General features: G+C 62.4%; 13 protein-coding genes. 3 read left to right on the top strand and 10 right to left on the bottom strand.

Annotated features, from left to right (window positions below; all coding sequences use genetic code 11):
• The first annotated feature begins 107 nt into the window (after positions 1–107).
• From VWZ85_RS15665 to VWZ85_RS15655, 3 genes are all read left to right on the top strand, one after another.
• Positions 108–647: an adenine phosphoribosyltransferase gene (locus VWZ85_RS15665; protein WP_008563170.1), complete on the top strand. Its 540-nt coding sequence runs from the start codon at positions 108–110 to the stop codon at positions 645–647.
• A gap of 218 nt (positions 648–865) precedes the next feature.
• Complete coding sequence (locus tag VWZ85_RS15660) at positions 866–1,342, top strand: fasciclin domain-containing protein (RefSeq protein WP_416539348.1); 477 nt, start codon at positions 866–868, stop codon at positions 1,340–1,342.
• 242 nt (positions 1,343–1,584) lie between these two features.
• Complete coding sequence (locus tag VWZ85_RS15655) at positions 1,585–2,805, top strand: CynX/NimT family MFS transporter (RefSeq protein WP_416543172.1); 1,221 nt, start codon at positions 1,585–1,587, stop codon at positions 2,803–2,805.
• Between the two features lie 18 nt (positions 2,806–2,823).
• Here the strand turns inward: VWZ85_RS15655 and VWZ85_RS15650 are convergent, their stop codons facing one another.
• The 10 genes from VWZ85_RS15650 to coxB form a co-directional block, all read right to left on the bottom strand.
• A complete protein-coding gene (locus tag VWZ85_RS15650; protein ID WP_416588996.1) occupies positions 2,824–4,248 on the bottom strand; it encodes an FAD-binding oxidoreductase in 1,425 nt (474 codons plus the stop codon).
• 63 nt (positions 4,249–4,311) lie between these two features.
• Complete coding sequence (locus tag VWZ85_RS15645; RefSeq protein WP_260105589.1) at positions 4,312–4,902, bottom strand: GNAT family N-acetyltransferase; 591 nt, start codon at positions 4,900–4,902, stop codon at positions 4,312–4,314.
• Entirely contained in the window at positions 4,902–6,164 is a 1,263-nt protein-coding gene (locus VWZ85_RS15640; protein ID WP_416540593.1) for a M16 family metallopeptidase, read from the bottom strand. The genes VWZ85_RS15645 and VWZ85_RS15640 overlap by 1 nt, the downstream gene beginning before the upstream one ends.
• On the bottom strand, positions 6,161–7,549 hold the full coding sequence (gene thrC / locus VWZ85_RS15635) for a threonine synthase (RefSeq protein ID WP_416588993.1): 1,389 nt from the start codon (positions 7,547–7,549) through the stop codon (positions 6,161–6,163). The genes VWZ85_RS15640 and thrC overlap by 4 nt, the downstream gene beginning before the upstream one ends.
• A 4-nt stretch (positions 7,550–7,553) precedes the next feature.
• Positions 7,554–8,228: an SURF1 family protein gene (locus tag VWZ85_RS15630; protein ID WP_416552625.1), complete on the bottom strand. Its 675-nt coding sequence runs from the start codon at positions 8,226–8,228 to the stop codon at positions 7,554–7,556.
• 120 nt (positions 8,229–8,348) lie between these two features.
• Positions 8,349–9,164, bottom strand: coding sequence for a cytochrome c oxidase subunit 3 (locus VWZ85_RS15625; RefSeq protein WP_340544658.1), 816 nt, complete (start codon positions 9,162–9,164; stop codon positions 8,349–8,351).
• 24 nt (positions 9,165–9,188) lie between these two features.
• Positions 9,189–9,776, bottom strand: coding sequence for a cytochrome c oxidase assembly protein (locus tag VWZ85_RS15620; protein WP_340544656.1), 588 nt, complete (start codon positions 9,774–9,776; stop codon positions 9,189–9,191).
• Positions 9,776–9,955, bottom strand: coding sequence for a hypothetical protein (locus VWZ85_RS15615; protein ID WP_014873724.1), 180 nt, complete (start codon positions 9,953–9,955; stop codon positions 9,776–9,778). Before VWZ85_RS15615 ends, VWZ85_RS15620 begins: the two co-directional genes overlap by 1 nt.
• 1 nt (position 9,956) lies before the next feature.
• Positions 9,957–10,898 carry a heme o synthase gene (gene cyoE, locus VWZ85_RS15610; protein WP_340544654.1) on the bottom strand — a complete coding sequence of 314 codons (942 nt, stop codon included), beginning with the start codon at positions 10,896–10,898 and terminating at the stop codon, positions 9,957–9,959.
• Positions 10,899–11,020: 122 nt separating this feature from the next.
• Positions 11,021–11,860 (bottom strand): cytochrome c oxidase subunit II, encoded by an 840-nt coding sequence (gene coxB / locus VWZ85_RS15605; RefSeq protein WP_416534684.1) that lies wholly within the window; start codon positions 11,858–11,860, stop codon positions 11,021–11,023.
• Between the last annotated feature and the right edge of the window lie 73 nt (positions 11,861–11,933).

Genomic DNA, 11,933 nt, shown 5'->3' with positions numbered 1-11,933 from the left:
CTGCGCCAAGAGCATCAGCGACATATCATTGGTCGCGTCGCCCGCTAGGGGCCGCAGGCGCCAGAGATCAGACGACCCATTCCAGACGACCAAAAAGGGGACACCCCATGGCCCGCAAGACTGCTGTCAAAGACTACATCCGCACCATCGTGGATTTCCCCCATGAGGGCATCATGTTCCGCGATGTCACCACGCTGTTTGCCGATCCGCGCGGGTTTCGCATGGCGATCGACCAGATGCTGCACCCCTATGCGGGCGAGCAGATCGACAAGGTTGTCGGGCTTGAGGCGCGCGGTTTCATCCTTGGTGGCGCCATCGCCCACCAGCTGAGCGTCGGTTTTGTGCCGATCCGCAAGAAGGGCAAGCTGCCCGGCACCACCATCAGCCAGGAGTACAAGCTGGAATATGGCGAGGCGATCATGGAGATCCATGACGACGCGATCCAGCCCGGAGAGAAGGTTCTGGTGGTCGATGACCTTCTGGCCACCGGCGGCACCGCGGCGGCGGGCATCAAGCTGATCGAGCGGCTTGGCGGTGAGATCGTCTCCTGTGCCTTCATCATCGACCTGCCGGAGCTTGGCGGCCGCAAGGTGCTCGAAGATCTGGGCATGGATGTCACCGTGCTCTGCGAATTCGAAGGCGCCTGAGCCTCTGCAAATAGGGTTGGATCACCCCTTAATTGCAAAGAGCATCCAGCGTTCAATCACATAATTGTGAGTGGAAATTCTAAAAGCGCGCGGCTTAGGCGGCGCGCTTTTCTTGTCAACATGCAGGTGGCGGAAACCCGCCAGATCCAAACCGCAGACCTCGCCGTAATACCGTCAATGCCGACACAGGCAGGTAACCCAGACAGAGGACTGTACTCATGATCCGCAAGACACTTCTGACCGCCGCCGCCACGCTCGCCCTGACCACCTCGGCTTTTGCCGGTGGTCACGCAAAGGACATCGTCGACACGGCTGCGGGTGCCGGTGATTTCTCGACCCTGGTCGCCGCTGTTGAAGCTGCTGGCCTGGTCGACACCCTGAAAGGCGACGGTCCCTTCACCGTGTTTGCCCCGACCGATGCCGCCTTTGCCGCCCTGCCCGAGGGCACCGTCGAAGAACTGCTGAAGCCTGAAAACAAGGACAAGCTGATCGAGATCCTGACCTACCACGTGGTGCCAGGCAAGGTGATGTCCGGTGATCTGGTCGATGACATGAAGGCCGCCACCGTTCAGGGCAGCGAAATCACCATTGATCTGGACAGCGGCGTGATGGTCGATGAGGCCAAGGTGGTGACCGCCGATATCGAGGCAGAAAACGGCGTCATTCACGTCATTGATACCGTGATCATGCCCTGAGCCTACGGGTGGGTCGGCCAGCGAAGCGGTTCGCGCGGCCACCACCCACAGGTGGCGTGAACGCAGCCCGGCGATCTTTTTCCTTTCGGATCGCGGGATGCCTCAGCGCCACCATCGGCAGCGGCGGCCCGAGACGTCGCTGCCGAGACCCTTTGCAACGATAGCAGCCTTTAGGCCTCTCTCCCCCGGTAACAGGCGTTATTATCGTTGCAGCATGTCGGCGCGTCTCCTAGCGTGCCGACATGTCTACATCCGCAATCCTCGACAGCCGCTACTCCTGGACCAGACTTCTGGTGACGCTGGCCATTGCCACCGTCGCAAATGTCGGCATGTGGGCGGTGATTGTGGTGATGCCTGCGGTCGAAGCCGAGTTTGGCGCAGGCCGTGCGGCGGCGTCGCTTCCCTATACATTGACGATGATCGGCTTTGCCGTTGGCAATCTGGTGATTGGCCGTCTGGTAGACCGGTTTGGCATCACGCTGGCGCTCTGCGCGGCGGCGGCGCTCAGTGCGGTGAGCTACGGGCTGGCGATGCTGGCGCCGGATATGCTCTGGCTGTCGGCGGCGCATCTGTTTCTGGGGCTTGGCACGGCAGCGGGGTTTGGTCCGCTGATCGCCGATATTTCGCATTGGTTCCAGCGGCGGCGCGGCATCGCGGTGGCGCTGGTGGCTAGTGGCAACTACCTCTCCGGGGCGATCTGGCCGACCGCCCTTGCCGATATGCTGGCCGAAAGCGGCTGGCGCAGCGTTTACGCCACATTGGCAATGGTCACGCTGCTGGTGGTCGTGCCTTTGTCCGTGGTGCTGCGGCGGCGTATCCCGGTGGACGCCCTGGGCCACAGCGCAGCCGCATCCGCCAGCAACGCGGCCCGGGCCGGGCTCTCGCCGCGCCAGCTCCAGTGGGTTTTGGGTCTAGCCGGTATTGGCTGCTGCGTCGCCATGTCGATGCCGCAGGTCCATATCGTGGCCTATTGCGTCGGGCTGGGCTACGGCCCCACGGTGGGCGCCGAGATGCTGTCGCTGATGCTGCTGGGCGGCGTGGTCAGCCGGGTGATTTCGGGGCTGGTCGCGGATCGGTTCGGCGGCGTACGCACGCTGCTGGTGGGCTCCATCCTGCAATGTATCGCGCTGTTTCTATACCTGCCCTATGACGGCATGGTCTCGCTTTATCTGGTCAGCGCCATCTTTGGCCTGGCGCAGGGCGGGATCGTTCCCAGCTATGCGCTGGTGGTGCGGGAATACATGCCCCCGGAGGAAGCCGGAACGCGAGTTGGTTTCGTAATGATGATGACCATCCTCGGCATGGCGCTGGGAGGCTGGATGTCCGGCTGGATCTACGACGTCAGCGGGTCCTATCAGCTGGCCTTTGTGAACGGGATCCTGTGGAACGGGCTCAACATCGCGATCATGGTGCTGCTGCTGATGCGCAGCCGACCGGCGCGGCCCCGGATGCAACTGGCCTAACGACGGTACCACCACTGCCTAATCTGCCAGTGGCACCACCGCGCCGGGGTTCATGATGCCATGCGGATCAAGCGCCTGTTTGATCGCCCGCATTGCCGCCAGTTTGACCGGATCGCCATATCGCGCCAGATCGGCGACCTTCAGCCGCCCGATGCCATGTTCGGCGCTGACCGAGCCGCCGTAATCATGGGTCAGATCATGGACGCAGCGTTTCACCTCATCGCGCAGATGCTCATAGGCGCTGCGGTCCAGCCCCTGCGCCGGAAAGACATTGTAATGCAGATTGCCGTCGCCCAGATGGCCAAAGCAATTAATCCGCATATCTCCCAGGGCCGCCAGACGCTTGCCACCTTCGACAATGAAATCGGGGATGCGCGAAATCGGGATCGAGATATCATGGCTAGAGACCGAGCCGATGCGGCGGTTGCCTTCCGGGATATGTTCGCGCACCGACCATAGCGCCTGCCGCTGCGCCTCAGACTGGGCGATGACGCCATCGCTGCTCAGCCCCGCTGCCAGCGCCGTCTCAAACAGCTGCGCCAAGGCATCCTGCGGGGCGCTGCCCTGCGGCAGTCCAAGATCAATCAGCACGCACCAGTCCGGCAGGTCGCTGAACGGCAGCCGCAGATCTGGCAGGGTTTCGCGCAGGAACTCAAGCCCCTGCCGGTGGATCAGTTCGAAGGCGCTGATCGTCTCGCCCAGCTGCTCCCGCGCCATCGCCAGCAGATCAATCGCCGCCCCGGGCGAGGCCACCGTCAGCATCGCGGTGCCCTGTTCGGCCGGAATCGCGGAGAGTTTCAGCGACGCGGCCGTGATAATGCCCAGCGTGCCCTCGGCCCCGATCAGCAGGTTGCGCAGATCATAACCGGTGTTGTCCTTGCGCAGGCGGCTGAGGCCCTGCCAGATCTCGCCGGTTGGCAGCACGGCTTCCAGTCCCAGACAGAGATCGCGGGCATTGCCGTAGCGCAGCACATTGACGCCGCCCGCATTGGTCGACAGGGTGCCGCCGATGCGGGCGGTGCCCTCGGCGGCGAGTGACAGCGGGAACAGTCGGCCCGCCTCGGTGGCGGCGCGTTGCACGTCGGCCAAGATCATCCCCGCCTCAACCGCGATAACGTTCTCCTGCGGGTAAACTCCGCGCAGGGCGGTCATCCGTTCCAGCGAAATCACCAGCGGCGCCGGCCCCTCCGCCCCCATGATCTGCCCGCCAACAAGCCCGGTGCCGCCGCCATAGGGCACCACCGGCACATGGGCTGCATGGGCTGCCCGCAGCAGCGTCGCGACCTCGTCGGTGCTGCGCGGCAGGGCGATGACCCCCGCCTGCCCGTGATAGCGGCCACGCGGCTCTTCCAGATAACGCGGTTCAGCCGGGCGCAGGGTATCGGCAGGCAGCACCGCGCGCAGATGGTCGACAAAACCGGTGTCCGCAGGGTTCAGGGTCATACGCATCTCTCCTAATGCCGTGCTGTGGGGTCGGCCCTCGCGTTGACCGCGCGCGCCGCGGCCTCAGGCCTGGCCGACCTGCGTGCGTCCCCGCCGATCATGGCGCAAGGACGCATATAGGACATGTGTGCGCCAGCGCCCGTTGATTTGCAGATAGGATTGCGCCACACCTTCATATTTGAAGCCCGCACTCTCCAACAGCCCGCGCGAGGCGGCGTTTTCCGGCAGACAGGCCGCCTCGATCCGGCTGAGGTCCAGCTTGGTAAAGGCGTGATGCACCACCGCCCCGATCGCCTCACGCATATAGCCGTGGCGGGCAAAGGGCTGACCGGTCCAATACCCCAATGTGCCCGCCTGCGCAGGCCCACGACGGATATTGTCGAGGGTAATTGCCCCGATCAGCAGCTGATCGCTGCGCCGGATCAGGAACAGCGGCAGCGCCGAACCGGAGCTGACCGCCCGGCGCGCCCAATAGACCCGATTGGTGAAGCTCTTGCGGCTCAGGTGATCCGCCGCCCAGCTCGGTTCCCACGGGGTGAGATAGCCCTGGCTGTGCTGGCGCAGCGCCGCCCAGTCGCGAAAATCCGCATGAACCGGCGGCCTGAGGGTCAGGCGTTCGGTCTCGATACGCACCTTGCGTCCGGTCAGCAACATCAGGCCGCGCGCCTCTCCTGCAGAGCGGCCAGCGGGGCGGCGTCGCCCACCGGACCATAGAGCGCCAAAGCCATCGAGGCCCGGTGGGCCATCTCTTCGGCCATGGCGCGCACATCGGCAGTGGTCACCGCGTCGATCCGTGCCACGGTCTCCTCAAGCGGCGGCACCTTGTCCCAGATCTGCACCAGCCGTGCCAGCCGTTCGGCGCGGTTGGTGGGGCTTTCCAGCCCCATCAGCATCCCCGCCTTCATCTGCGCCCGCGCCCTGTCCACCTCGGCGTCGCTCATATCGCTGGCGGCGCGCTTCATCTCGTCGATGGTGATCTGGGCCAATTCATCCAGCTGATCGCCGGAGGTGCCTGCATAAAGCGTCAGCGTGCCGGTATCGGCATAGGCGCCGGTCTGGGCAAAGATGGTGTAGCACAGCCCGCGTTTTTCACGCACCTCCTGGAACAGGCGGCTCGACATGCCGCCCCCCAGTGCGCTGGAGTAGATCTGCGCGGTGTAGATCGCATCGTCGCGGTAGCCCGGCCCCTCAAACGCCAGCGCGATATGGGCCTGTTCCAGCGCCTTCTCATGGCGCGCCTCACCGCCCGTGAAGCTGGCCGCTGCGGGCATAATCAACGTCTTGGGGGGCATTTTGCCAAACAGCTCTTCGGCCAGTTTGACAATAGCATCGTGATCCACCGCACCGGAGGCGGCAAGGATCATCTGGCCGGGGCCATAATGTTCCGAGACAAAGCGTTCCAGATCTTCGCGGCCAAAGGCTCGCACCCGCTCGGCGGGACCAAGGATGGTGCGGCCAATGGGCTGATCGTGATAGCTTTCTTCCTGAAGCCAGTCGAAAATCACATCATCGGGCGTATCCAGCGCCTGACCGATTTCCTGTAGGATCACGCCACGCTCAATCTCGATCTCGCGCGGGTCGAACACCGGGTTCAGAACGATGTCGGCCACGACATCCAGCGCCAGCGGTACATCCTCCTGCAACACGCGGGCGTAATAGGCGGTCACTTCGCGGCTAGTGTAGGCGTTGATATAGCCGCCAACATCCTCGATCGCCTCGGCAATCTCCAGCGCGCTGCGCCGCTTGGTGCCTTTGAACGCCATATGCTCAAGAAAATGAGCGATGCCGTTCTGCTCGATCCGCTCGTTCCGCCCGCCTGCGGTCACCCAGATGCCGATGGCGGCAGATTGCAGCCCCGGCATGGTTTCGGTGACGATCCTGAACCCGTTGGCGAGTTGGTGCTGTTGAACTGTCAATTCGCGATGTGCTTTCTGATATGTGTCTCAAGAGTGGTCAGATCATTGGCGATCCGCGTCACCCGCTCCGATCTGTCATACAGATCTGCCATGCGCGGGGGAAGAGGCGGATGAACGCCGCTGGCAGCCTCGACCGCAGCCGGGAATTTCGCCGGATGGGCGGTGGCCAGAGTCACCATCGGGACCGATGTGTCACGCTGTTCATTGGCGACTTTCACGCCGATGGCGCTATGCGGGCAGAGCAGCTCGCCCGAGGCGGCGCGTTCGGATTTGATGGTGGCGGAGGTTTCCTCCTCAGAGCAGCGACCGGACACGTAATGCTCCTGCAGGGCCTGCATGGCGCCCTGGCTCACCTCGAAACCGCCTGTCTTCAGCTCCTCCATCAGCTGAGCCACTGCCGCGCCATCTTGCCCGTAGGCATAGAACAGCGCGCGTTCAAAGTTAGACGAGACCTGGATATCCATCGACGGGGAGATCGACGGAATGGTTTCGCCCTTGTGGTAGCCCTGCCCGCTCAGGCAGCGGTGCAGGATATCGTTCTGGTTGGTGGCGACCACCAGCTTGTCGATGGGCAGGCCCATCTGCTTGGCGATGAAACCTGCAAAGATGTCGCCGAAATTGCCGGTCGGCACGGTGAAGCTGACCTTGCGCTCCGGCGCGCCCAGCGACACGGCGGAGGTGAAGTAATAGACCACCTGTGCCAGCACGCGGGCAAAGTTGATCGAGTTCACGCCGGCCAGTTTCACCTCATCGCGGAAGTCGAAGTCGTTGAACATATCCTTCAGCGCGGCCTGGCAATCGTCGAAGTCACCATCCACGGCAAGCGCATGCACATTGGCATCGGTGGGCGTGGTCATCTGGCGGCGCTGCACCTCGGACACCCGGCCATGCGGATAGAGGATAAAGACATTGACCGCGTCCAAGCCACCAAAGGCCTGGATCGCCGCCGACCCGGTATCGCCGGAGGTGGCGCCGACGATGGTCACGCTGTCGCCGCGCCGTTTCAGGGCGGTTTCAAACAGCTGGCCGATCAGCTGCATCGCGAAATCCTTGAACGCCAGCGTCGGGCCGTGAAACAGCTCCAGCAGGAAATGGTTCGGCGCCAGCTGCACCAGCGGCGCGCGGGCGGCGTGGCCAAAGCCGTCATAGGCGCGGGCGATGATGCCGCGGAATTCCTCATCCGTGAAGCAATCCCCAAGGAAGGGGCGCATCACGCGAAAGGCGACCTCCTCGTAGGAGAGACCGGCAAGGGCCGCGATCTCATCCTTCGACATGGTCGGGATTTCCGCGGGCACGTAAAGACCGCCGTCACGGGCAAGCCCGGTCAGCATGGCGTCTTCAAAGGTCAGCTCGGGCGCCTGGCCCCGGGTCGAGATATATTTCATCGCTTCAGCCTTCGGATTTGGGGCGCGAGCGCCACAGGAAATAAGTGGTCATCGCGGCCCAGATAAGGGCCAGCGAAAACCAGGTGATCGCGTATTGCAAGTGATTGTTCTGAATGCCCGCCGTGGTCACCGGCTGTGGTGTCACCGCTGCATCTGGGGCGACGCTGCGGGCCACAATCAGCACCGGTTCAGTGTCGAGCCGCTCTGCCATATAGGCCAGATCGCGGGCATAGAGGATATTGGTGTCAACTTCGGGGGCCGGTGTGGTCCAGTCGCCTTCATCCGGCCACAGCAGGTTGCCGGTAACCGTGACCGGACCAAACGCGCGCGCGCGCTCCTTGGCGGCGGAGGCAATGAACCCGCGGTCCAGAAGCAGGCGGCGGCCCTCCTCCGTCACCAGAGGGGCGATGATGCGATAGCCGGTCTCTGCCGCCTTGGTCACCCAGAAGACATGAAGTTCGCCCGGCTCGATCCGACCGCTGACGGTGACGGCACGGTAACGGTCGTCTTCCTCGGTCGGGGTCAGCGGCAGCGCCGTCGGCGCAGCGGCGATGCGCGCCTCGATGGTCTGAAGCAGGTCTTCTTTCCACTCCAGTCTCTGGATCTGCCAGATCCCCAGCGACAGCAGCGCCATGAGGCCCAGACCGCCAACAAGGGAGAGAAAGATCAACCGTCGCATCGCGCCGTCCTTGCGAATGAGAAAGCGCGCGGAGCATGGCTCCGCGCGCTGCATGTCTTACGGGGTCAGGTCGGGATTCGAAACCTTAAACCTGTACCCGTTACAATTCGGGCGATGCCCTTAGTGGGCGAGGCCGGCGGTGCCCCAGACGTAGACCGCCACGAAGAGGAACAGCCAGACCACGTCAACGAAGTGCCAGTACCAGGCGGCGGCTTCAAAACCCACGTGCTGCTCGGGGGTGAAATCCCCCTTCATCGCGCGGATGAGGCAGACGGTCAGGAAGATGGTGCCGATGATCACGTGGAAACCGTGGAAACCGGTCGCCATGAAGAAGTTCGAGTAGAACTCATCGCCGCCGAACTGCCAGCCTTCGTGCAGCAGGTGGGCATATTCATAGCCCTGCAGGAAGGTGAAGAAGATGCCCAGAACGATGCCGATGGCCAGCCCCTGGATCAGCGCCTTGCGGTCGTTGTTGTGAACCAGCGCGTGGTGCGCCCAGGTCACCGCACAGCCCGACAGCAGCAGCACCAGCGTGTTGATCAGCGGCAGGTGGAAAGCATCGACCGGGTAGATCTCGGGCGCTGCATAGGCGGTGCCGACATAGGTCTCCATCGGGTAGATCGCATGTTTGAAGAACGACCAGAACCAGGCGAAGAAGAACATCACTTCGGACATCACAAAGAGGATGAAGCCATAGCGCAGGCCGATCCGCACCACCGGGGTGTGATCCCCCTGGCGTGCCTCGGCGACAACCTCTGCCCACCAGGCATAGGCGCTGTAGACCACCATGACAAAGCCGCCCCAGAACGCATAGGCGGTGATCCCGTGCATCCACAGAACCGCACCGAACAGCATGATGAACGTGCCAAGCGAGCTGAGCAGAGGCCAGATCGACGGCGGAAGAATATGATAGTCGTGGTTTTTAGCGTGCGCCATTTAAGTGTCCCTCACCAAAGCGGCCTAGTTCGTGTTTGTGCCTGCCCCGGCTGTATCACCGGTTTCAAGGGCGGCATACCCTTCTGGCAGATCGATTTCATAGAATGTGTACGACAGCGTGATCGTATGCACGTATTTTCCGTCACGATCCTCGACAATTTCGGGATCGACAAAGAAGGTCACGGGCATTTCGACCCGCTCCCCCGGTTGCAACACCTGCTCCTCAAAGCAGAAGCAGGCAATTTTCTCAAAGAAGGCACCAGCCGAATAAGGCGTCACATTATAGGATGCCTGACCCGCGACCGGGCGGTCGGTGGGGTTGTAGGCCTCGTAGAAAGCCAGCCCTGTCTCGCCGATCTTGATCTTCATCTCACGCTCAACCGGGGTGAATTCCCACGGCATGTTGCGTTCCTTGGAGGCGTCAAAGCGTACGGTGATGGTCTGATCCAGAACGGTATCCGACCCCTTCTCGGCAACGCCCGTCACACCGCCAAAGCCGGTCACCCGGCAAAACCAGTCATAGAACGGCACCGATGCCCAGGCGAGGCCGCCCATCAGGACAACAACACCAACCAGCTGTACGACGGTTTTCTGTGGTCCCTGCAATGCCATCAGCCCTGCCCCTCACTCTGCTCTGCGGCGGAGGTGTTCGGGAATTTGAACCCCGCCGATGTGACCTTGACGATGGTCAGCGCCAGCACCAGCACCACAAAAGACCCCAGCAGAACGCCGACACCGATATTGCGTCCCTTACGTCTCTGGTGCAGCTCATGTTCTTTGCGCAGGCTCATATTACCAGCCTCCCAATCCGTAGGGTTTCAGAACCGCCTCGGCCAGGATCGCGCCAAAATGCAGGAACAGGTAGAGCAGCGACAGCTTGAAGAAACTGCGCTCCACCTTGAAGTTGTCGGCCTCGCTGTCGTCTTCATCGCGGCGCGAGATCTTCCAGGCGCCATGCAGGAACAGCGCGTTCAGCACCAGCGCCACCACCAGATAGATCGGGCCACCAACGCCGGAAAAGGCGGTGCCAACAGCCAGCAGGGCCAGCAGGGCGGTGTAGATCAGAATATGTTTGCGGGTCGACCTGCGGCCATGGGTCACGGTCAGCATCGGCACGCCCGCATCGTCATAATCCGAGCGCATGAACAGCGCCAGCGCCCAGAAATGCGGCGGCGTCCACATGAAGGTCAGAGCAAACATCAGCCAGGGTTCAACGGCCATGCTGCCGGTCGCCGCAATCCAGCCGATCACCGGCGGGAAGGCCCCCGCGGCACCGCCGATGACGATATTCTGCGGCGTCGCCCGTTTCAGCCACATGGTGTAGATCACCACATAGAAGAAGATGGTGAAGGCGAGGAACGCCCCGGCAAACACGTTGGTCGCCAGCGCCAGCATGATCACCGACAGGCCCGACAGCGCCAGCCCCAACGCCAGTGCCTCGCCCGGTTCGACCTTGCCTGCGGGGATCGGGCGGCTCTTGGTGCGTTTCATCACCTGGTCGATATCAGCGTCCCACCACATGTTCAGCGCGCCGGAGGCACCGCCGCCGATGGCAATGAACAGGATGGCGCTGAAACCGATGACAGGGTGCACCCCGACCGGCGCGGCCAGCAGACCCACCAGCGCCGTAAATACCACCAGGGACATGACACGCGGTTTGAGCAGGGCAAAATAATCCCCGAACTCCGCGTCCCCCTGCTGGACGGTGCTGGCGTTGATGCTTGCGTCAGTCATGGTGCTCTCTTTTGATCGTGAACAATCTTTGCCAAAGCGGGCGCGCGACGTGGCGCGGCCCGATCCGATTTCACGTGATAGCTAGGCGGCGCCCGCCCGAAGGCAAGCGCCTGTCGTGTCGCTCAGTTGGAGGCGACCTGATAGGACTGGGGCAGACCGGCGTATTCTTCGATCGCGCCTTCCAGCCAGGCGTCATAAGCCTCCTGGCTCACCACTTTCACGGTGATCGGCATATAGGCGTGGTCCTTGCCGCAGAGTTCGGAGCACTGACCAAAGTAGATGCCTTCCTTGTCAGCCTTGAACCACAGTTCGGCCAGACGACCCGGAACCGCATCCTGCTTCACACCAAAGGCCGGGATGGTCCAGGAGTGGATCACGTCCGCGCCGGTCACCTGCATCACGACGGTCTTGCCAACGGGAACAACAACGGCGGTGTCGGTGGCCAGCAGATACTCGTCTTCGGCATAGCCGTTGGCAGCCAGATCTTCCTTGGCCAGCATGAAGCTTTCAAAGCCGAACTCGTGGTCGACATATTCATAGCCCCAGTACCACTGGTAGCCGGTCACCTTGATGGTGATGTCGCCCTCGGGGATTTCCTGCTGACGGAACAGTTCCGGCAGCGAGAAGGACCCGATGAAGACCAGGATCAGGATCGGCACAACGGTCCAGGCGATTTCAATCGGGGTGTTATGGGTGAACTGCGCCGCATTCGGGTTGGCGCGACGGTTAAAGCGCAAGATCGCATAGAGCAGCAGCCCGCCAACGAACACACAAACAGCGGTGATGATCACCAGAATCATGTAATCCAGAGAATGGATGCCTTCGGCAAGCTCGGTCGCCGCGGGCTGGAAGCCGAGGCCGCCGTCAACCGGCTTGCCAATGGTTTCCAGACCGTCTTGCGCGATAGCTGGAAGGCTCGAGAGGCCCGAAAAAAGGCCTGAAAGCATCAAAGCGTTCTTCATGTCATGTCCTGATCAGTTGATCGGTTGATCGAGTTATTCCTGCGCCGACGTCCTATGTCGGAAGTTTGATTCC

The sequence above is a fragment of the Phaeobacter sp. JH20_29 genome (assembly GCF_048056175.1).
Lineage (GTDB): Bacteria > Pseudomonadota > Alphaproteobacteria > Rhodobacterales > Rhodobacteraceae > Phaeobacter > Phaeobacter bryozoorum.
This window is presented reverse-complemented; position numbering and strand designations above follow the sequence as displayed.

Bases quoted from the DNA above. Each gene is read 5' to 3' on its own strand.
- VWZ85_RS15615 (WP_014873724.1), bottom strand. From the start codon at position 9,955: ATGAGCCTGCGCAAAGAACATGAGCTGCACCAGAGACGTAAGGGACGC.
- VWZ85_RS15620 (WP_340544656.1), bottom strand. From the start codon at position 9,776: ATGGCATTGCAGGGACCACAGAAAACCGTCGTACAGCTGGTTGGTGTT.
- VWZ85_RS15625 (WP_340544658.1), bottom strand. From the start codon at position 9,164: ATGGCGCACGCTAAAAACCACGACTATCATATTCTTCCGCCGTCGATC.
- thrC (WP_416588993.1), bottom strand. From the start codon at position 7,549: ATGAAATATATCTCGACCCGGGGCCAGGCGCCCGAGCTGACCTTTGAA.
- VWZ85_RS15655 (WP_416543172.1), top strand. From the start codon at position 1,585: ATGTCTACATCCGCAATCCTCGACAGCCGCTACTCCTGGACCAGACTT.
- coxB (WP_416534684.1), bottom strand. From the start codon at position 11,860: ATGAAGAACGCTTTGATGCTTTCAGGCCTTTTTTCGGGCCTCTCGAGC.
- cyoE (WP_340544654.1), bottom strand. From the start codon at position 10,898: ATGACTGACGCAAGCATCAACGCCAGCACCGTCCAGCAGGGGGACGCG.
- VWZ85_RS15630 (WP_416552625.1), bottom strand. From the start codon at position 8,228: ATGCGACGGTTGATCTTTCTCTCCCTTGTTGGCGGTCTGGGCCTCATG.
- VWZ85_RS15665 (WP_008563170.1), top strand. From the start codon at position 108: ATGGCCCGCAAGACTGCTGTCAAAGACTACATCCGCACCATCGTGGAT.
- VWZ85_RS15645 (WP_260105589.1), bottom strand. From the start codon at position 4,902: ATGTTGCTGACCGGACGCAAGGTGCGTATCGAGACCGAACGCCTGACC.
- VWZ85_RS15660 (WP_416539348.1), top strand. From the start codon at position 866: ATGATCCGCAAGACACTTCTGACCGCCGCCGCCACGCTCGCCCTGACC.
- VWZ85_RS15650 (WP_416588996.1), bottom strand. From the start codon at position 4,248: ATGACCCTGAACCCTGCGGACACCGGTTTTGTCGACCATCTGCGCGCG.